19 protein-coding genes are annotated in these 18838 nt (G+C 74.9%); 10 read left to right on the forward strand and 9 right to left on the reverse strand.

Annotated elements, in window-relative coordinates:
* Positions 1–316: 316 nt before the first annotated feature.
* On the reverse strand, positions 317–1297 hold the full coding sequence (locus ACFXPX_RS27245; RefSeq protein ID WP_380643801.1) for a LysR family transcriptional regulator: 981 nt from the start codon (positions 1295–1297) through the stop codon (positions 317–319).
* A 61-nt stretch (positions 1298–1358) separates the two neighbouring features.
* Between ACFXPX_RS27245 and ACFXPX_RS27250 the strand changes: the two genes are divergently transcribed.
* Positions 1359–1709, forward strand: coding sequence for a DoxX family protein (locus ACFXPX_RS27250; protein ID WP_380523270.1), 351 nt, complete (start codon positions 1359–1361; stop codon positions 1707–1709).
* A gap of 5 nt (positions 1710–1714) precedes the next feature.
* Here the strand turns inward: ACFXPX_RS27250 and ACFXPX_RS27255 are convergent, their stop codons facing one another.
* The 5 genes from ACFXPX_RS27255 to ACFXPX_RS27275 form a co-directional block, all read right to left on the reverse strand.
* On the reverse strand, positions 1715–2605 hold the full coding sequence (locus ACFXPX_RS27255; protein ID WP_380643803.1) for a hypothetical protein: 891 nt from the start codon (positions 2603–2605) through the stop codon (positions 1715–1717).
* A gap of 6 nt (positions 2606–2611) precedes the next feature.
* Positions 2612–3031, reverse strand: coding sequence for a hypothetical protein (locus ACFXPX_RS27260; protein ID WP_380643805.1), 420 nt, complete (start codon positions 3029–3031; stop codon positions 2612–2614).
* A gap of 127 nt (positions 3032–3158) precedes the next feature.
* A complete protein-coding gene (locus tag ACFXPX_RS27265; protein WP_380643807.1) occupies positions 3159–3959 on the reverse strand; it encodes an alpha/beta fold hydrolase in 801 nt (266 codons plus the stop codon).
* 258 nt (positions 3960–4217) lie between these two features.
* Positions 4218–4703 carry an SRPBCC family protein gene (locus ACFXPX_RS27270; protein ID WP_380523276.1) on the reverse strand — a complete coding sequence of 162 codons (486 nt, stop codon included), beginning with the start codon at positions 4701–4703 and terminating at the stop codon, positions 4218–4220.
* A gap of 70 nt (positions 4704–4773) precedes the next feature.
* A complete protein-coding gene (locus ACFXPX_RS27275) occupies positions 4774–5475 on the reverse strand; it encodes a TetR/AcrR family transcriptional regulator (protein ID WP_380643809.1) in 702 nt (233 codons plus the stop codon).
* A gap of 59 nt (positions 5476–5534) precedes the next feature.
* Between ACFXPX_RS27275 and ACFXPX_RS27280 the strand changes: the two genes are divergently transcribed.
* The 3 genes from ACFXPX_RS27280 to ACFXPX_RS27290 all read left to right on the forward strand — a co-directional run bounded on the left by ACFXPX_RS27280 (position 5535) and on the right by ACFXPX_RS27290 (position 7644).
* Positions 5535–6968, forward strand: a complete 1434-nt coding sequence (locus tag ACFXPX_RS27280; RefSeq protein WP_380643811.1) for an aldehyde dehydrogenase family protein — start codon at positions 5535–5537, stop codon at positions 6966–6968.
* A 122-nt stretch (positions 6969–7090) separates the two neighbouring features.
* Entirely contained in the window at positions 7091–7222 is a 132-nt protein-coding gene (locus tag ACFXPX_RS27285) for a hypothetical protein (protein WP_375896225.1), read from the forward strand.
* An 80-nt stretch (positions 7223–7302) separates the two neighbouring features.
* On the forward strand, positions 7303–7644 hold the full coding sequence (locus tag ACFXPX_RS27290; protein ID WP_380643813.1) for a hypothetical protein: 342 nt from the start codon (positions 7303–7305) through the stop codon (positions 7642–7644).
* Here ACFXPX_RS27290 and ACFXPX_RS27295 read toward each other — a convergent pair.
* Complete coding sequence (locus tag ACFXPX_RS27295) at positions 7620–8141, reverse strand: hypothetical protein (RefSeq protein ID WP_375896230.1); 522 nt, start codon at positions 8139–8141, stop codon at positions 7620–7622. The two genes, ACFXPX_RS27290 and ACFXPX_RS27295, sit on opposite strands and share 25 nt — an antisense overlap.
* Positions 8142–8194: 53 nt before the next feature.
* Here ACFXPX_RS27295 and ACFXPX_RS27300 point away from each other — a divergent pair, with 53 nt between their 5' ends.
* On the forward strand, positions 8195–9136 hold the full coding sequence (locus ACFXPX_RS27300) for a sigma-70 family RNA polymerase sigma factor (protein WP_380590362.1): 942 nt from the start codon (positions 8195–8197) through the stop codon (positions 9134–9136).
* An 87-nt stretch (positions 9137–9223) separates the two neighbouring features.
* On the opposite strand, the gene ACFXPX_RS27305 is transcribed toward ACFXPX_RS27300, so the two are convergent.
* Both ACFXPX_RS27305 and ACFXPX_RS27310 read right to left on the reverse strand, forming a co-directional pair.
* Positions 9224–9742 (reverse strand): DinB family protein, encoded by a 519-nt coding sequence (locus ACFXPX_RS27305; RefSeq protein WP_380404382.1) that lies wholly within the window; start codon positions 9740–9742, stop codon positions 9224–9226.
* Between the two features lie 109 nt (positions 9743–9851).
* Complete coding sequence (locus ACFXPX_RS27310) at positions 9852–10427, reverse strand: nucleosidase (RefSeq protein ID WP_380590358.1); 576 nt, start codon at positions 10425–10427, stop codon at positions 9852–9854.
* Between the two features lie 537 nt (positions 10428–10964).
* On the opposite strand from ACFXPX_RS27310, the gene ACFXPX_RS27315 reads away from it, so the two are divergent.
* The 5 genes from ACFXPX_RS27315 (at position 10965) to ACFXPX_RS27335 (ending at position 18809) form a co-directional block, all read left to right on the forward strand.
* Complete coding sequence (locus ACFXPX_RS27315) at positions 10965–12278, forward strand: hypothetical protein (RefSeq protein WP_380643816.1); 1314 nt, start codon at positions 10965–10967, stop codon at positions 12276–12278.
* 17 nt (positions 12279–12295) lie between these two features.
* Positions 12296–13288: a glutamate ABC transporter substrate-binding protein gene (locus ACFXPX_RS27320; protein WP_380590352.1), complete on the forward strand. Its 993-nt coding sequence runs from the start codon at positions 12296–12298 to the stop codon at positions 13286–13288.
* Between the two features lie 221 nt (positions 13289–13509).
* Positions 13510–14940 (forward strand): hypothetical protein, encoded by a 1431-nt coding sequence (locus tag ACFXPX_RS27325; RefSeq protein ID WP_380643818.1) that lies wholly within the window; start codon positions 13510–13512, stop codon positions 14938–14940.
* 5 nt (positions 14941–14945) lie between these two features.
* The gene (locus ACFXPX_RS27330; RefSeq protein ID WP_380523287.1) at positions 14946–17519 is read left to right on the forward strand and encodes a tetratricopeptide repeat protein; all 2574 of its coding nucleotides are present in this window, start codon (positions 14946–14948) and stop codon (positions 17517–17519) included.
* A 3-nt stretch (positions 17520–17522) separates the two neighbouring features.
* Positions 17523–18809, forward strand: a complete 1287-nt coding sequence (locus ACFXPX_RS27335; RefSeq protein WP_380590343.1) for a protein phosphatase 2C domain-containing protein — start codon at positions 17523–17525, stop codon at positions 18807–18809.
* Positions 18810–18838 lie beyond the last annotated feature (29 nt).

Consider the following 18838-nt stretch of genomic DNA (forward strand, 5'->3'; position numbering starts at 1 on the left):
CAAGGGCCGCCTCTACGCCCCCGAAGCCCTCCACCTGGTCGACGCCATCCCGCTCACCTCCGTCGGCAAGCCCGACAAGAAGCGCCTGCGCCAGGCCCTCGCCGACTGAACCCGCTCCGGACCTCGCGCTTGCGCGAGGTCCGGAGCGCGATGGGACGCGCACCGAAACCCCACCGAACCCCGGCCGGATCCCCACCCGCTTTCACCCCAAGGCGGGGTTTGGCTCAATGAACCACCGCCCCGGTGCCGAGAAGCCAACGGGGGGTGGCGGCGCTGAGGGCTGCCACCCCTCCCCGGCCCCGGCGCTGGGGCGGATTCACTCCGGGGCGGGGCCCCCGTCGGCCGAGTGAGGCCCGTCGGCCCCGTCGGCCCCGTCGACCGCATCGCCCGCATCGCCCGCATCGCCCGCATCGCCCGCCGCCAGGCAGCACCGCACGAAGTCCCGCACCACCGGGTTCCCGTCGTCCGCCGCGGCCCACGCCACCGCGATCCGGCTCGGGCTGACCCCGCTCACCGGCCGGTAGGCGATCCCCGGCCGGGCGTAGAAGCGGGCCGTGGACGCGGGGGCGAGCGCGACCCCGTAACCGTTCGCGATGGCGCTCAGCCAGTCGTCCGGATGCTCCACCACGGCGCCGAAGCGGACCGGGTGGCCCTCCCGCTCATCGGCGGCGACCCAGTAGTCCCGCCAACGGCCGGTCTCGGCCGGGGCCGCGACGAAGGGCTCGTCCCACAACTCCCGGAACGGGACCACCGCCAGCGCCGCCAGCCGGTGCGCCGACGGCAGCGCGACCCACCGCGGCTCGGTGAACAGCTCGGCCACCCGCCACCCCTCCTGCCCGGGGAACGGCAGCCGCAGCAGCGCCACATCGGCCTCCCCGGCGGCCAGCCCGGCCGTCGGGTCCGACCACGCGGTGTGCCGCATCTCGACCCGCCAGCCGGGATTGCGGTCGGTGAACCCGGCGACGATGCCCGGCGTGGCCTCGTTGGCGGCGCTGGCCAGGAAGCCCACCCGCAGCACCCGCTCCGCCCGGCTGGCCGCGCCCCTGGCCTCGCGCAGCGTCGCGTCCCAGTCGGCCAGCAGGCCCGGCACCCGCGCGGCGAGGCTCCGCCCGGCCACGGTGAGCGCCATCCCGGCCCGGGAGCGGACGAACAGCGGCACCCCGAGCAGCTTCTCCAACTGCCGGACCTGCTTGGTCAGCGCGGGCTGGGAGACGTACAGCCGCTCGGCCGCCCGGGTCAGGCTGCCGTCCTCGGCGACGGCGGCGAAGGTGCGCAGCAGCCGGGTGTCCACATCCATTCCACCAGGTTATGGAAGCCGGTATTGGACGCAAGCGGAGGCCCGCGAAGAGGCTGGACCCATGTCCATCACCTGTCTCGCCGTCACCGTCCTCGCCATCGCCGCCAACGCCGGAATCGCCGCCGCCGACTTCGCCAAGGCCCCCTTCGTCCTGGCCAATTCGGCCGAGGTGAAGGTGAAGCCGGAGTGGGTCCCGTGGCTCGCCTCGCTCAAGCTGGCCGGCGCCGTCGGCCTGCTGGTCGGCCTGGTCGCCCTCCCGCCGCTCGGCCTCGCGGCCGCGGTCGGGCTGGTGCTGTTCTACCTCGGCGCCGTGGCGACCCACGTCCGCACCCGGGTCCTCCACAACCTCCACTTCCCGGCCGGCTACCTGGCCCTGGCCGTCGCCACCCTGGCCCTCACCGCCACCCGCTGACCGGCCTACACCACCACCGCGCACACCTTGGTGGTGCCGTCCAGCACCGGCCACTCGGCACCGTACCGGCCGTTGCGGGCCGGGCAGTTGTCCCTGCTCGTGACGACCGCCGTGATGGCGAGCATCGCGTTGGCGGTCGACGGACCCTGCCTGAGGGTGCAGTCCCAGACCACACCGAGGAAGCCGTTGTCGATGGTTCGGTGGTCGGGGGTGTGGCCCAGAAAGCACTGGCCGTACCGGAACTGCCGCTCCAGGCACAGCACCGTCACCGAGTGGTCGCGGTTGGTGTGGACGTACGCGGCACGGCCTCCGCCCGCCGGACAGCCCGCCGCGGCGGCGGCGACCACGGCAACCCGGTTGAAGGCGCTGCCACCCCGGCAGTCCACGGCGACCGGGACCGTCCGGCTCCACGTTCCCCATCCGGTGTCGTAGACGTCCAGGCAGTCACCGGCGCGAACGGCGGCGAAAGCCACGTCCGCCGGGTCGGGCGGAAGCGGCGGCGGCGTGGGCGTCGGTGTCGGTGTCGGCATGGGGGTGGGGGTGGGGGTGGGAGTCGGCGTCGGCCTCGGTGCCGGCCTCGGTGTCGGCGGATCCGGACGCGGGTCGGTGTCGAGGTGCGTCGTCCGGTCCCACGGCACGACGGCGGACACCGACGGTGACGGGCTCGAATCCACCAACCCGCCCGCCACCTGCTGGATCGGCTTCCAGAGCGCGAACAGCAGCAGCCCGAGCACCAGCGCCGCGCCGAGCAGCGGGACGGTGATGTGGAAGTGCTGGTCCCGGCCCGCCTGGTTGACCCGCCCGTGGCCGCTCGCCGTGGCATTGAGGTTGAGGTTGACGTTGCGCGGGCCGCGCTCCGGCCGGTCCGGGCCGGGTGGCGGCCCCTGGGGGCTCACCCGCCCTCACCGTTCGTTGACGTGGATGTCCCCGACGGCCTGGTTGATCCGGGCCCGTCCGGAGGCCTCGGCGGTCATGGTGACCGACTGCTGCGGCACGGCGGGCGCCGATCCGCCGGTCAACTCCTCGACGAGCGCGCGCAGTTGTGCGGCGGCGCCGGGATCAGCGGCGAGCAGTCGACGCAGCCGGGCACCCCACAGGTCGACCACCTCCTGCTCCGCCCGCTCGTCCCCCGCACGGCGCGCCTGCGCCACGTCCTCGCGCGACTCGCCCAGCTCGGCGAGCACCGTCTCGGCCCGCTCGGGACGCCGGCGGCGCCACAACTCCCCGACGGCGGCACGGATCCGCTCCCAGGCGGTGGTGGTCAGCTGCTGGACGACGGCCGTCGCGGCGACGCCCGCGAGTGAGCTCAGTTCCGGGTCCATGGTCTCCCCCGACGGATATGGACGCTCTTCCGGTGCACCGGCGCTCCGGTGCACCGGTGTTCCGGTCAGGAGCGTTATACCCTGCCGGAGCGCCGGGCACCACGCGGACCGCACCGTTCCGCCGCGGCTACAGCTTCGCGAGGAACTCCCTTACGGTCAACGCGAGTTCGTCGGCGGCGGTGACCGGCAGCAGATGGTCGCCGGCCAGCTCCGCGAGGACCGTCCCGGGGCGGCGGGAGACGGCCTCGGCCGCCTGCTCGGCCGGGATCGCGCCGCCGGTGGCCCGCACCAGCAGGGCGGGGCAGTCGGACGCCGTCCAGTCGGCCCGGTGGTCGCCGTGGACCAGCTTCTCGGACTCGTACATGTCCTTCGGGTGGAAGGGCAGCCGCCAGGTGCCGTCCGCGTCCTCCCGCAGCCGGTCGGCGAAGTACGGGGCGGCCGGACCGAGCGCGGCGACCAGCGCGTCCCGGCTCTGGGCGTCGTACGGCAGGCCGAGCAGGAAGGCCAGCGGGTGCGGGCCCTCCAGGCCGAGCACCAGCGGACCCTCGACGTTGACGATCGCCTCGACCCGCTCGGGGTGGCGGGCCGCGAACTGGTAGGAGTTGATCGCCCCGAGCGAGTGGCCGAGCAGCACCGCCGTCGGCAGACCCAGGTGGTCGAGCAGCGCCTCGACGTCGGCGAGGTAGCCCTCCCGCGAGTAGTCGGCGGCCCGCTCCGAGTCGCCCTGGCCGCGCTGGTCGGGCGCGATCACCCGCCAGTCGGGGCCGAGTTCGGCCGCCAGCCGGGCCCACACCGCACCCTCCGAGAGGTGGCCGTGCAGCGCGAGCAGCGGGCGGCCGGTGCCGCCGAAGTCCAGGTAGGACAACCGGCGGCCGTCGATGACCAGTTCGCCGCGAACGGCTTCGGCGTGAGTGATGGCGTCGTTCATGTCCGGTTCCCCCCGGTGAAGCGGTTGATGGGATCACCATACTCATGACTCATACGTACGTGCAAGACAAACGTCCAAGACGTACGTCCGAACCGTCCACGCTGCACGGCGCATGGGACACCCGAACGGCGCGGACGTGCAAGACGGACGTCCGTCCGAGACGAATGTGCTACACGGACGTCCGATCCACTCCGCCGCCAGGGAACCACCCGCAGGCCGACGCCCCGGCCCGCTCCGCCACCTGGCCGCCCGGGCGCATCAGGCCGCGCCGAAGTGCCGCTTGGTGTCCGCGACCAGGGTCCGCAGGAAGGACCGGTTCGGCAGGTCCGTCAGCGCGGCCGGGCGGGCCAGCAGCGGGTTGGGCTCGAAGGCGAAGGTCCAGGTGAACCTGGTGCCGGTCGGGGTGGGCTCGACCAGGTAGTCCTCCCCGAAGCGCCGGAACAGCGGCAGGCTCGCCGAGGTGACGCAGAAGGAGTGCCGGGATCCCTCCTCCCAGCGCACGAACTCCTCCCGCAGGCGCAGCAGCCGCATCGCGGTGATCTCGCGGGTCGTGCCGACGCCGTGCGGGGGTCGCGAGGTGTAGCGGCCGCCGGCCAGGCCCCGGCACCAGGACAGCGGCGCGTCACCGGCGAGCCCCCGCCAGACCGTCTCCGGCGCCACCGGGAGGTCCAGCACGTACGCGTGGCGGTGCGGCGCGGTGTCGAAGAAGGACGGGTCGAAGCGTTCGAGCGTGAACCAGGGCATCGGGGCTCCTCTTCTCACGGGGTCTCACGGGTCTCGCGGATCCAACGGATCTCACGGATCTCACGGGGCCTCACGGGCGGACGTCCCGAGCGTCCCGACCGCCCCGCCCACCGCCCACCGCCCGCAGGGCGAAGGGCAGCAGCCGGTCGGCGGTCTCCTGGGCGGTGGCCTCGTCCACGTCCTCGGGCTGGTGCGGGGTGAGCAGGAAGTGGGTCATCACCGGCCCGACCACCACCTCGCCGAGCAGGTCCACGCCGTCCAGCGGCGGGATCTCCCCACGCTCGACGGCCCGCCGGACGACCTCCGCGACCCGCCCGTACACCGGCTGGAGGAAGGCCGTCACCAGCGCCTGGGCCAGGGCGGTGTTGTGGGCGGCCTCGCCGATCAGGGCGCGGATCAGCCGGCCGGGCTCGCCGGTCATGCTCGCCGCCTTGTCCCGGAGGACGACCCTCAGGTCGCCCTCCAGTCCGCCGGTGTCCGGCTGCTCGTAGGAGCTCTCGCCGTGCAGCGCGGCGGCGGCGATCACCAGGTCCTCCTTGGACGACCAGCGGCGGTAGAGGGTCGCCGTGGAGACCCCGGCCCGGGCCGCCACGGCGGCGGTGGTCAGCCCGCCGTAGCCGCTCTCCGCGAGGACGGCGAGCGTGGCGTCCAGCAGCGCCCGGTCCCGGGCGGCGTCACGGGGGCGCCCGCGGCGCGTCGTGGCGGCCGGTGCGGCGCCGGAGGTCGTGGCGCCGGACCGGGTGGCGCTGGACGGGGTGGTGCTGCGGCTCATGCCGGAAGTCTACCGAGAACTAGAAACGAAATCGTTTCGTTTCGTTTATGCTCGACGGCATGAGCCTCTCTGCCGAAGCCACGCCCACAGCCGCGCCCGCCTCCGCCGAAGCCACCCCCACCGCCGACCCCGCCGCGACCGTCGCCCGCCTGCACGCCGCCTTCGCCACCGGCCGCACCAAGCCCCTCGCCTGGCGCAAGGCCCAACTCCGCGCCCTGCGCCGCCTGCTGGTCGACCAGGAGGCCGTCTTCACCGCCGCCCTCCACGCCGACCTCGGGAAGAGCGCCGCCGAGGCCTACACCACCGAGATCGGCTTCACGGTCAACGAGATCGACCACACCCTGCGCCACCTCGACGGCTGGCTGCGCCCGCGCCGCATCCCCGTCCCGCTCGCCCTGCAGCCCGCCCGGGCCCGGACGGTCCGCGAGCCCCTGGGCACCGTGCTGATCATCAGCCCGTGGAACTACCCGCTCCAGCTCGCCCTGGCCCCGCTGGTCGGCGCGCTCGCCGCGGGCAACTGTGCGGTGGTCAAGCCCAGCGAGCTCGCCCCCGCCACCTCCGCCGCCCTCGCCCACTGGCTGCCCCGCACCCTCGACCCGCAGGCCGTCGCCGTCGTCGAGGGCGGCGTGCCGGAGACCGGCGCCCTGCTGGAGCAGCGCTTCGACCACGTCTTCTACACCGGCAACGGCACCGTCGCCCGCATCGTCATGACCGCCGCCGCCCGCCATCTCACCCCCGTCACCCTGGAGTTGGGCGGCAAGAGCCCGGTCGTCGTCGAACCCGGCACCGACCTCGCCACCGCCGCCCGCCGGATCGCCTGGGGCAAGTTCATGAACGCCGGCCAGACCTGCGTGGCCCCCGACTACGTCCTCGCCATCGGCGACACCGCCACCGAGCTCGAACGCCAACTCACCGCCGCCGTCCGCGAGATGTACGGCACCGACCCGGCCCGGAGCCCCGACTACGGCCGCATCGTCAACGAGCGCCACTTCGACCGGCTGACGGCCCTGCTCGCCGACGGCCGCATCGTCACCGGCGGCGACCACCACCGCGCCGACCGCTACCTCGCCCCCACCGTCCTGGCCGACGTCGACCCGGACGCCCCGGTGATGCGCGAGGAGATCTTCGGCCCCGTCCTGCCGATCATCCGCGTCCCCGACCTCGACGCCGCGATCGCCTTCGTCACCGCCCGCGACAAGCCCCTCGCCCTCTACGCCTTCACCGCCTCCGACACCACCAAGCGCCGCCTCACCACCGAGACCTCCTCCGGCGCCCTCGCCTTCGGCGTCCCCAACGCCCACATCGTCGTCCCCGGCCTCCCCTTCGGCGGCGTCGGCGAGAGCGGCCTCGGCCGGTACCACGGCGCCCACTCCATCGACACCTTCAGCCACACCAAGTCCGTCCTCGACAAGCCCCTCCTCGCCGACCCCCTCCGCCCCGCCTACCCGCCGTTCACCCCCCTCAAGTCCCGCCTCCTGCGCCGCCTCCTCTGACCGGCACGACGGCGAATCGACTCAGTCCGGCTGAGTACCCGTACGGATGCGGAGCACCCCGGCCGCCCCTAGCGTTCTGCGAGCCAGAGCGCACGCATGACGACGACGGGGAAAGGCACACCATGGACGCCATCGCGATCCGACCGGCCGAACGGCACACCTCCGCGAGCACCCTGCACAACCCGGGTCGCCCGGGCAGCTCCGGCGACGACCCCGACACCGGCTGGTCCAGGCGGCGCGGCCGCCGCCCCTGACCGCACCGCCGCCGCACCGCCACTCCGCCGCCGCACCGGCTACGCTGCCGATCGATCGTCAACTCACCCCGGGGGGAAGCATGGTCAACCAGATCATCGGCAACGTCACCATCGGCGGCCAGGTCATCCAGTCGACGAGCGTCACCATGGACGGCCCGGGCCGGAGCAACCCTGGCCCGGACGGCCCGGACGGCCCGGACGCGGGCGACTCCGCCCGCAGCACGGCCGACCTGGCCCGGGGCGTTACGGAGGACCTCGCCCACCCGGGCGCACAGGTCCGGCTCACCCACGGCGAACACCGTGCCGTCCTGCGCCTGCTGGCGCACCTGGACGACACCGGCGCCCCGGAGGCCGCCGTGGCCCGCGAACTGGCCGACCGGCTCCGGGGCCGATCGGGTCAGAGCCGGAACAGCGGCTGGTAGGCGTTGCCCTCCACGGCGTTGAGCAGCACGTACGACGGCCCGAGGCCGAGGGTGACCTCGCGCAGACGGGCCAAGGCCTCGGCCGCGGTGGGGACTTCGAGCCCGATCGCGGCCGCGGCCGCGTCCCGGTCGGCGAGCAGGTCGGGCTCGTCGGCCAGGTAGTCCTCGGCCGCCTCCGTGCTCTCCTCCTCGGTCAGCCGCACGCAGTCCCGCCACCACGGCACCGCCAGCAGCAGCCGGACCAGCTCCTCCAGACCGACGGCCAGCAGCGCCGCGCCGCCCTCCGAGTCGGCGTAGAGGACGGGGCGTTCGTCGCCGCCCTCGCCGCAGAGGAAGAAGGTGCCGCCCGCACCGCACTTGGCGACCTCCTCCAGGGCTTCGCCGGAGGCGAGCACGACCTCCTCCACGTGGGAGTAGGCGTCGAGGGAGAAGTCCCCGGGCCAGAGCAGGTAGTCGACGGTGGCGGGGGTCGCCCGCAGGCGATCGAGGAACGACATGCCGCACACCCTACGAGCCCGCTCCGACAACCCCGACGAAGGAACGAGACACGGTGAACGAAACAGGCGGTACCGGCGGAACCGACGAGGGAGCCGCCCGGACCGCGCTCTTCGAGGAGCACCGCCCGCACCTGCGCGCCGTCGCCTACCGGATGCTCGGCTCGGTCAGCGAGGCCGACGACGCGCTCCAGGACGCCTGGCTGCGGTACGACCGCACCGACACGGCCGCCGTGGCCAACCTCGGCGGCTGGCTGACCACGGTGGTGTCCCGGGTTTGCCTGAACCTGCTGCGCGACCGCGCCGCCCGCCGGGAGGAGCCGCTCCAGCCGGTCGGACCGGACGGCGCGAGCGGCCCCGAGCGGCTGCCGGACCCGCTGCTGCGCCGGGAGGGGGTGGTCGACCCGGAGCAGGAGGTGATGCTCGCGGACTCGGTCGGTCTGGCGCTGATGGTGGTGATGGAGTCGCTGTCGCCCGCCGAGCGGGTCGCCTTCGTGCTGCACGACCTGTTCGCGGTGCCGTTCGAGGAGATCGCCCCGCTGATCGAGAAGACCTCGGCAGCGACCCGCCAACTGGCCAGCCGGGCCCGCCGCAAGGTGCAGGCGCAGCCCGCGCCCGACCGGGACCTGGGCCGTCAGCGGCTGGCCGTGGACGCCTTCTTCGCCGCCTCCCGCACCGGCGATCTGGAGGCGCTGGTCGCCGTGCTGGACCCGGACGTGGTGCTGCGCTCGGACGGCGGCGCCGGGCTGGCCCGCCACACCGTGGTGCTCACCGGTGCCGCGACGGTGGCCGGGCAGGCCGTCCTGTGGGGCAGGCTGTCGCCGTTCGCCCGCCCGGCGCTGGTCAACGGCGCCGCAGGCGCGGTGGTCATCGGCGCCAACGGCCGGGCGCTGTCGATCATGGCGTTCACCGTCGTGGACGGCGCGATCACCGCGATCGACGTGATCGCCGACCCGGAGCGGCTGGCGGCCTTCGACCTCTCGGCCTTCCGGGACTGACGGCGACCGACGCAACCGGCCACGAGTGAACCGCCGGGGGTGGGAGGGCGAACCGCCCTCCCACCCCCGCCGCCTCACCGCCCGGCCTCACCGCCCGACGGCACCGTCCAGCTGCTCCCGGATGATGTCCGCATGCCCGGCGTGCCGCCCGGTCTCCTCGATCATGTGCACCAGCACCCAGCGCAGCGACGGCCCTTCGACCGCGTCGGGGCGCAGCGAGCGCACGCCCGGCCGGTCGAGGTCGGGGGCGGCCGCGACCACCGCGTTCGCCCGGGCGATCGCGTCCCGGTAGGCGGCGACCGCCGAGGCCGTGGAGAGCTCCGCCGGCGGGGCGTCCGACGTCAGGGCCGGCTCGTCCCCGAGGCCGCCGTACGCGTACTCGAACCAGTTGTACTCGACCACGGCCAAGTGCCGCACCAGCCACAGCAGGCTGGTGCCGGAGGCGACCCCGGGCCGCCGGGCGTCCTCGTCGGAGAGGTCCTCCACCTTGCCGATCACGGCCTCGCGCAGGTAGTCGAGGAAGGACAGCAGGGTGGTCCGCTCATCGGCGTTCAGGCCGGGCGGACGGACGTCGGGGCGCGGGCTGGGCGCGGTGTTCTCGGTCACCGCGCCACCCTAGCCACCCGAACCGACACCCCGACGGCCGGCCAACCGGCCCGACCGCCAACCAACCCGACGACCAGCCAGCCCGACGCCCCGACGACCAACCGCCCCGTCACCACCCCTGCGCGTGCACCCAGTCCGCGAGGTGCCGGGCGCAGCCGTCGACCGACTCCTGCCAGCTGCGGGCCGCACCGTCCCCGGCCTCGTCGCTGACGTACTTGACCAGCCGCACCGGCACCCCGGCCCGGTGGGCGACGGCGGCGACGGCGTAGCCCTCCATGTCGACCAGGTCGGCGTGCTCGGCGAGCCGCTCCTTGGCGTCCGGGGAGTCGACGAACAGGTCACCGGTGGCCAGCACCGGTCCGTCGCCCTTGCCGACCACCAGCGGGGCGCCGTAGCTGCGGCCGGTGAGGTGCTGGAGGGCGGCGGTGTTCAGGTCGTGCTGGATCACCTGGACGACGTGGTGCATGCCCTCCCAGCCGGGGCGCAGCGCGCCGGCCGTGCCGAGGTTGATCACCTCGGAGGGGAGTTCGCCCTGCGCCAGCACGGTGGCCAGGGCCGCGGTGGCGTTGACCTTCCCTATCCCGGTGAGCAGCACGGGCAGCCGGTCGTCGAGGTGGGCGGCCTCCTCGCGGACCGCGACGACGAGCAGCGGGCGGTCGGGCGAGATCGTTCCAAGCAGTCGCATGGGGCCCATGGTACGGAGCACGGGGGTGCCGGGCCCGGCGGCCGCGCGGCACGGAACCGCGGGGGCCCCGGCGGGCGTCGCAGCGGGCGCCAACCTCTCCGTGGGGCCGGTGCGATCGGCGACAACCGGTGACAATCGGCACAAGCCGTACGGAGGCGTGCGGAAACCGTGCACGACATGCTCAAGATCGGCGCAAGTCAGGTGTGGCCGGAGGGAGTCACGGCCATACTGCTGCCATCGGTCGGGCCCGGGGAGACGGGCCGGCCCCAGGGGAGGATGAGGCGGGTGGCGACACCAGTAGGCAACGGCGCACCGGGCGCCGCGTTCCCGGCACGACCGGGCACGCCGCCGGCCGCACCGGGGACGGCGGCGTTCGGCGCACCAACGGCGACCCCGGGCGCACCGGGCGCACCAGGTGCACCGGGTACCCCGGCATCCCCGGCACCCCGGGGAGCGGCGTTCCCTGGTCCGGCCACGCCGGGACCGGGCGCCGCACCGCCCGCGAAGCGGCCCCGGGGCACCGCGCCGGAGCGCGGGGTGCGCGCCCGGCTGGCCCAGGCCACCCGCACGCCCCCGGGCCGGCTGCGGATGGCCGGGGTGGTGCTCGCGGTGCTGACCGTGGCCTTCGGCGGGCTCACCGCCTGGCAGTTGGAGACCAGGGCGCAGGCCGCCGACCGGGTGGTCTCGTACAGTCAGCCGCTCAGCCGGGACGCCGCCGAGATCCACCGCTCGCTGGCCGACGCCGCCACCACCGCGGCCTCCGGCTTCCTGCTGGCCGGCGCCGAGCCGAAGGACGTCCGGGCCCGCTACGAGCAGGACCTCGCCCAGGCCGCCAAGCTGATCTCCCAGGCCGCCGCCCGGACCACCTCGACCTCCCCGGCCCAGGACTCACTCGCCCGGCTGAACCAGCAACTCCCGGTGTACGCCGGTCTGGTGGAATCCGCGCGGGCCGACAACCGGCAGGGCATCCCGCTCGGCGGCGCCTACCTGCGGTACGCCTCCGAGCAGATGCAGACCGTCCTGCTGCCGGCCGCCGCCGAGCTGAACACCATCGAGAACCACGAGCTGGTGACCGACTACGCCGCGGCCCGGTCCACGCCCTGGGGCGCGTACGGCCTGGCGGTGCTCACCCTGGCCGCGCTGGGCTGGGTGCAGCTGACCCTGTTCCGCCGCACCAACCGGGTGTTCAACGTCGGCCTGCTGGGCGCCACCGCCGCCGTCCTGGCCGGCACGCTCTGGCTCGCCGTGGCCGGGCTGACCACCGGCTCGGCGTTGAAGAAGAGCGACCTCGAAGGGGCCTTCCCGCTGCAGGCCCTCAACTCGGCCCGGGTGGACGTGCTGACGGCGCGCCTGGCGGAGAACCTGAACCTGGTCGCGCGCGGCTCCACCGCCACCTACGCCACCCAGTACGACGACGTCACCAAGCGCCTCGCCGGGACGGCCGGCAAGGGCACCCCGATGCGCGACCGGGCGGGCACGCTCTCCAACGCGCTGATCCTCGCCCCCGCCGCCGCGGACCAGCCGCTGGCCACCGCGGCCCAGCAGTACGACGAGTGGCAGGACCGGTACCGCAAGGCGCGCACCGCCGAGGTCGACAACGCCGATTACCAGGGCGCCCTGAACGCGACGGTGTCCGCCACCGACACCACCACCACCGCCGACGCCGCCTTCAACGCCACCGACCGGGCACTGGCCCAGGCCGCCGACGCCGAGCAGGCCCGCTTCACGGCGTACGCCGACGGCACCGCCGGGGACCTCCGGCTGGCGGCCGGCGCCGCCGCCGTGCTCGGCCTGGCGGCCGCGGTCGCCGCGCTGCGCGGCCTGGGCCGACGACTCGCCGAGTACCGGTAGAGGGGGAACGGACACTCATGCGCACACGGACACTCACGCGCGGCACGACCGTACCGACCAGGAGCGCCGCCGCACTGGCCGTGCTGGCCGCCTGCGCGGCCGTGCTCGGCGGGGGCGGCCCCTCCGGCGCCGCACCGGCCGGGGCCGCCGCCGCGACCACCGCGACCGCGCCGCAGGCCGTCCAGCAGAGCCAGGACCAGTCCGACTCCTGCGACATCTACGCCAGCGTGCCGCCGAGTTCGGTGGACGGCCCGGCGGTGAAGGCCATCAAGGGCAAGCGCAGCCTGGTGATCGGCGTCGACCAGAACAGCTACCGCTGGGGCGCCCGCAACCCGAACACCGGCCAGATCGAGGGCTTCGACATCGACCTGGCCCGGGCGATCGGCACCGCCATCATGGGCGACCCGGACAAGGTCGTGCTCAAGCCGGTGGCCACCGCCGACCGGGTCGACGCGGTGCAGAAGGGCCGGGTCGACCTGATCGTCCGCACGATGACCGTCAACTGCAAGCGGATGGAGCAGGTCGCTTTCTCCAAGCCGTACTTCAGCATCTCCCAGCGGGTGCTGGTGCCGAAGACCTCCCCGGCGAAGAACCTGGACGAGGCGATCGGCGGCAAGAACGTCTGCGTCGCCAAGGGCTCGACGGCCGCCGACGTGATGGACCCGGCCAAGGGCGCCAAGAAGGACGCCCGGGCCCAGCTGACGGTGGTGGAGAACCAGTTGGACTGCCTGGTCCTGATGCAGCTCGGCAAGGTCGACGCCACCATGACCGACGACGGCCTGGCGGCCGGTCAGGCCGCGCAGGACCAGACCGTGCGGATCGTGGACGGCGACGTGCAGCCCGAGGTGATCGGCGTCGCCATGCTCAAGACCAGCCCGGACCTCACCGCGCGGGTCAACCAGGTGCTGGCCGACTACCACGCGAGCGGCGACTGGGGGCGCAGCTACGACCGCTGGTTGAAGCCGTACATGCTCAACGACGCGGAGCGCTACTGGCCGGTCCCGCACTGAGCACCGCACCGGCCGCGGTGCCGGGCGCCGCATCGCGCACGGAGCACCGCTGACGCGGGGCGTTGACGCCGTCTTGACGCCCCGCGCCCGCACCGCCCGAGCGGCCACCGGCTAGGGTTCGGGACGATCACCACGGGGAGACCGGTGGTGGACACGGGGGTTGTCGTGGGATCGCACGTCGCACAGGGCGGGATCGCACGCGAGGAAGGAAGGACACCGCGGTGGCGGCATCGGCTGGCCCGGTACTGAGCCGGGAGGAGGTGGACCGCGCGCTCGCGCGCCTCGGCGCGGAGCGGGACGCGGTCGAGTCGGCGCTGCTCGCCCTCCAGGACCACCCGGGCCTGCGGCTACTGGACGGCGCCGAGCTGTCCGGCCGCACCCTGGAGCGCTGGTCCGTCGCCGGCAAGGGGCTGCCGCTGCTCTGGGCGCTGTTCGACCGCTACTCCGAGGCGCTCGCCTCGGCCCGCGCCGTCCGGGCCCGCAAGGCCAAGCCCGGCGGGCCCGAACTCGCCGAGCTGACCGAGCTGCTGACGGGCGACGCGGTGACCGTCCCGGGCGGCGCCGTGCCGGACGGGCCGCAACTGCTGGGCGCGCCCGCCAAGCTGGTCGAGCGGATCAGCCTGGACGCGCTGATGGCCCGGATGAACTCCTGGTACGCCACCGTGCTGGAGGTGGTCAGCGCGGCCGACGCGGTCTGGTCGGCGCTGCCGGCCCGGATCGACCTGCTGCTGGCCGAACTGCACCGGGTGCACACGCTGGCCGCCTCGCTCGGCGTGCGCCCCGGCAGCCACCCGCTGGGCGACGACCTGACCGGGCTGGAGCGGGACCTCACCGAGCTGCGCACCGAGGTCCGCGAGGACCCGCTGGCCCTGTGGCGCCCGGCCCGGGTGCCCGCCCAGCGCGGCACCGTCCCGGACGGCGAGGCCTTCGCCTCCCCCGCCGGGGTGGTGGACACCGAGCGCTTCGACCGGGCCGGGCGGGCCCTGGACGGCGTCCGGCTGGAGCTGGAGAACCTGCTGCGGCTGCGCGACGACGCCGAGGAGCGCCTCCAGGGCGTCGGCGACCTGCTCCAGCGGGCCGACGCCACCCTGGCCGAGGCCCGCCGGGCCCGCGGCGAGGTGCTGGCGAAGATAGCCTCCAGCGACGTGCCCGCGGTGCCCGGCCCGGCCTCGGCGCTGCGCGAACGGATCGTCACCGCCCTGGACCTGCGCCAGGCCGGGCAGTGGGGCCGGCTGGCGCCGCTGCTGGACGCGCTGGAGGACGCCGCCGCCAAGGAGCTGGCCCGGGCCCGGCACTCGCTCACCGAGGTGACCCAGCCGCTGGCCGTCCGGGCCGAGCTGCGCGGCCGGCTGGACGCCTACAAGGCGATGGCGGCCCGGATGCGGGTCGCCGAGGACCCGGAAGTGATCGAACGGTACGAGAAGGCGCGCTGGCTGCTCTGGAGCGCGCCGTGCGACCTGCGGGCGGCGGCCGCCGCGGTGGCCCGCTTCCAGCAGTCGCTGCGCCCGGCCCAGGCCGAGGCCTCCGACGGCGCACAGGCGCCCGGGCAGCAGGCGCACGGGCAGCACGCCCACGGGCACCAGTCCCACGGGCAGCAGGCACACGGGTCGGCCGGCCAGACGCCGGTCGACGGACAGGTACAGGGGGGCTGAGGTTGATGGGCGAGACGTGCGTGCGGCCGGAGTGCTCCGGCAACGGCACCATCGATGCGGACGGCTACTGCGACGAGTGCGGGCTGACCCCGGTGGGGACCACCACGGTCCCCCCGGCCGCCGCCGGCGCCGCCCCGCCGACCGCCACCGGGCCGACCACCGGGCCGACCACCGGGTCCGCCGCCGGGCCGGGCTCGCCGTGCCCGCGGGACTGCTCGGGCACCATCGACGCGGACGGCTACTGCGACGAGTGCGGGCTGACCCCGCCCGGCGGCGACACCGGCGTCACCCAGCCCTACGTGCCGTCCGCCCGGGTCACCCCGGACTCCGCCCCCGGCGGCTCGATGCGCTCGCTGTCGGCCCGCACCGGCTCCGGCCGGTCGATGTCCGGCCGCTCCCGCTCGCACCGCTCGACCCGCACCGGCAGCAGCCGCTCGGTCTCGGTGCGCTCCACCCGCGGCAGCGTCAGCGCCGGCACCCGCAACCGGCTGGGCGCCGGCCTGGTCACCGTGCCGACCGTGGAGACGGCCGACCCGGCGCAGGCGGTGCTGGAGAACCCCGAGGTGCCGGAGCGCAAGCGGTACTGCTCCAAGTGCGAGACCCCGGTGGGCCGGGAGAAGAACGGCCGGCCGGGCCGCCCGGACGGCTTCTGCACCAAGTGCGGCACGCCGTACTCCTTCACCCCCAAGCTGCGCCGCGGCGACCTGGTCGGCGGCCAGTACGAGGTGCTCGGCTGCCTGGCGCACGGCGGGCTCGGCTGGATCTACCTGGCGGTGGACCGGCGGGTCAACGACAAGTGGGTGGTGCTCAAGGGCCTGCTGGACACCGGGGACGAGGACGCGCTGGCCGCGGCCGTCGCCGAGCGGCGCTTCCTGGCCGAGGTGGACCACCCGAACATCGTCCGGATCATCAACTTCGCCGAGCACCCGGACCTGCGCACCGGCTCCACCGACGGCTACATCGTGATGGAGTTCGTCGGCGGCAAGTCGCTCAAGGACATCGCCAACGACCGCCGCACCCCGGACGGCCGGCGCGAGCCGCTGCCGGTCGAGCAGGCGATCGCGTACGCGCTGGAGGCGCTGCCGGCCCTGGGCTACCTGCACGGCCGGGGCCTGGTCTACTGCGACTTCAAGATCGACAACGTGATCCAGAGCGGCGACACGCTCAAGATCATCGACATGGGCGCGGTCCGCCGCTTCGACGACGACGGCGCGATCTACGGCACCATCGGCTACCAGGCCCCGGAGATCGCCACCGACGGCCCCTCCCCCGCCTCCGACCTCTACACCGTGGCCCGCACCCTCGCGGTGCTCACCTTCGACTTCCAGGGCTACAGCACCACCTACCGCGACTCGCTGCCCGGCCCCGAGGACGTCGAGGTCTTCGCCAGGTACGAGTCCTACTACCGCTTCCTGGTCCGCGCCACCGACCCGGACCCGGCCCGCCGGTTCTCCTCCGCCGAGGAGATGGCCGACCAGCTCACCGGCGTACTGCGGGAGATCCTGGCCCTCCAGGACGACCGGCCCCGGCCCGCGCCGTCCACCCTCTTCGGGCCCGAACTGCGCGTCGTGGACACCGAGTTGGTACTGCCCACCACCCAGCCCGGACAGCTCCGGGTGGCCGGGCTCGACCCGGCCGCCGCCGCCCTCGCGCTGCCCGTCCCCCGGGTCGACCCGGGCGACCCCAACGCCGGCTTCCTCGCCACCCTGCTCGCCACCGACCCCGAGGAGGCGCTCGCCGCCCTCGCCGGCGCCCCCGCCGTCTCGGTCGAGAGCCGGCTGCGCGAACTGCGCGCCCTGCTCGAACTCGGCCGCCACGGCACGGCCGTGCAGGAGCTCGCGAAGCTGGAGCAGGACCACCCGGACGACTGGCGGGTGGTCTGGTACCGCGGCCTGGTCGCCCTGGTCGGCGCCGCCGCGGACCTCGCCGAGGACCCCGCCGGCACCGCCGCCGAGCCCCGCCTGCGGGCGGCCGCCGAGGCCTTCGACGCGGTCTACGACGCCTTCCCGGGCGAGGCCGCCCCCAAGCTCGCCCTCGGCATCTGCGCCGAACTGCTCGGCGACGGCGGCGACGCGGCCGAGTTCTACCGGCTCGTCTGGACCACCGACCAGTCCTACCTCAGCGCCGCCTTCGGCCTGGCCCGGGTCCGCCTCGCCGAGGACGACCGGCCCGGCGCGGTGCGGGCGCTGGAGTCCGTCCCGGCCACCTCCAGCCAGTACACCGCCGCCCGGATCGCCGCCGTCCGCGCCCGACTGCGCGAACGGGCCGCCACCGACCCGCTCGCCGTCGACCTCGCGGCCGGCTCCGACCAGCTGACCGCGCTGCGCCTGGACGACCGCCGCCGCGAGGAGCTCTCGGTCGAGGTGCTCGGCGCGGCCCTCGGCTGGGTCGGCGCCGGCTCGGCCGGCGCCCCGCAGGGCACCGGCCCGGTCGTCCTCGGACGTCCCGCCGTGGAGCGGGAACTGCGCTTCGCCCTGGAACAGTCCTACCGGGTACTCGCCCGGTTGGCCGACCGGGCCGAGACCAGGATCGAGATGGTGGAACGGGCCAACCGGGCCCGCCCCAGGACGTGGGTGTAGCCGATGCCGCAGCAGACCGAGTGCCCGAGCTGTTCCGAGCCGATGGACCTTGACGACGCCTACTGCGGGCGTTGCGGGGCCGGCCGGGACGGCCGGGCGGCCCCGGGCGCGATGCCCGCCAGCTGGGCCGCCGCCCGCGGTGAGGCCGTCCCGCCGCAACGCGGGCCGGTCTGCGTCAACTGCGGGCAGGCACAGGTCACCGAGGACGGTTACTGCGAGGGCTGCGGGAGCGCCCAGCCGCGCCCGCGCGACCACATGGAGAAGGCGCTCGCGGGCGTCGCCGGGGTCAGCGACCGCGGCGTGCGCCACCACCGCAACGAGGACTCCTTCACCGTCGCCGCCACCTCGCTGCCCGGCGGGGAGCCGGTCGTGGTCGCCGTGGTGTGCGACGGCGTCTCCTCCTCCGACCGCCCGGACGAGGCCTCGGAGACCGCCGTCGACGCCGCCTCCGAGTCCCTGCTGACCTCCCTGGAGGCCGGCCGCGACCCGGAGGGGGCGATGCGCACCGCGATCGCGGACGCCGCCAAGGCCGTCGCCGACCTCGCCACCGACGGCGCCGGCCCGACCAGGCCCGACGTCAACGCGCCCGCCTGCACCTACGTCAGCGCCATAGCCGCGGGCGGCCGGGTGACCATCGGCTGGGTGGGCGACACCCGGGCGTACTGGATCCCGGACGACCGGGCCGGCGCCGAACCCTTCCGGCTCACCCAGGACGACTCCTGGGCCGCCCGGATGGTCGAGGCCGGGCTGATGGGCGAGGCCGAGGCCTACGCCGACCCGCGCGCCCACGCGATCACCGGCTGGCTCGGCGCCGACGCCGAGGAGGTCGTGCCGCACACCCTCGAATTCACCCCGCACGTCCCCGGAGTGCTGCTGATCTGCACCGACGGGCTGTGGAACTACGCCGAGGCGGCCACCGACCTGGCCTACTACGTCCGCCCGGACGCCCGCACCGAACCGCTGCTGGCGGCCCAGACCCTGGTCAAGTTCGCGGTCGCGGCCGGCGGGCACGACAACATCACGGTCGCCGTGCTGCCGATCGAACCGTCCGCCGCCGCGCTGGCGGAGATCGTGGAGACGCCGACCGCGCTGGACCTCAAGATCGTCAGGCCGGCGGCCGCCGCCGGGAACGACGACTACGAGGACTACGAGCCGACCCTGCCGGACCTCCCGGTGATCGGCTCCGCCGCCGCCCCGCTGCCCCCGGCCCCGGCCGTCCCGCCGGCGCCGCCCGTGCCCCCCGTCGCCCCGCCCGTCCCGCCGCAGCCGCCGCACCCGCCGACGGCCTGACCGGTTCCGCGCGACCGGACCGACGGCCC

It is taken from the genome of Kitasatospora sp. NPDC059146 (genome assembly GCF_042786665.1).
In the GTDB taxonomy this organism is placed as follows: Bacteria; Actinomycetota; Actinomycetes; order Streptomycetales; family Streptomycetaceae; genus Kitasatospora.

Bases quoted from the DNA above. Each gene is read 5' to 3' on its own strand.
- ACFXPX_RS27265 (WP_380643807.1), bottom strand. From the start codon at position 3,959: ATGAACGACGCCATCACTCACGCCGAAGCCGTTCGCGGCGAACTGGTC.
- ACFXPX_RS27275 (WP_380643809.1), bottom strand. From the start codon at position 5,475: ATGAGCCGCAGCACCACCCCGTCCAGCGCCACCCGGTCCGGCGCCACG.
- ACFXPX_RS27335 (WP_380590343.1), top strand. From the start codon at position 17,523: ATGCCGCAGCAGACCGAGTGCCCGAGCTGTTCCGAGCCGATGGACCTT.
- ACFXPX_RS27260 (WP_380643805.1), bottom strand. From the start codon at position 3,031: ATGGACCCGGAACTGAGCTCACTCGCGGGCGTCGCCGCGACGGCCGTC.
- ACFXPX_RS27280 (WP_380643811.1), top strand. From the start codon at position 5,535: ATGAGCCTCTCTGCCGAAGCCACGCCCACAGCCGCGCCCGCCTCCGCC.
- ACFXPX_RS27290 (WP_380643813.1), top strand. From the start codon at position 7,303: ATGGTCAACCAGATCATCGGCAACGTCACCATCGGCGGCCAGGTCATC.
- ACFXPX_RS27285 (WP_375896225.1), top strand. From the start codon at position 7,091: ATGGACGCCATCGCGATCCGACCGGCCGAACGGCACACCTCCGCGAGC.
- ACFXPX_RS27320 (WP_380590352.1), top strand. From the start codon at position 12,296: ATGCGCACACGGACACTCACGCGCGGCACGACCGTACCGACCAGGAGC.
- ACFXPX_RS27245 (WP_380643801.1), bottom strand. From the start codon at position 1,297: ATGGATGTGGACACCCGGCTGCTGCGCACCTTCGCCGCCGTCGCCGAG.
- ACFXPX_RS27330 (WP_380523287.1), top strand. From the start codon at position 14,946: ATGGGCGAGACGTGCGTGCGGCCGGAGTGCTCCGGCAACGGCACCATC.
- ACFXPX_RS27295 (WP_375896230.1), bottom strand. From the start codon at position 8,141: ATGTCGTTCCTCGATCGCCTGCGGGCGACCCCCGCCACCGTCGACTAC.
- ACFXPX_RS27250 (WP_380523270.1), top strand. From the start codon at position 1,359: ATGTCCATCACCTGTCTCGCCGTCACCGTCCTCGCCATCGCCGCCAAC.
- ACFXPX_RS27270 (WP_380523276.1), bottom strand. From the start codon at position 4,703: ATGCCCTGGTTCACGCTCGAACGCTTCGACCCGTCCTTCTTCGACACC.
- ACFXPX_RS27310 (WP_380590358.1), bottom strand. From the start codon at position 10,427: ATGCGACTGCTTGGAACGATCTCGCCCGACCGCCCGCTGCTCGTCGTC.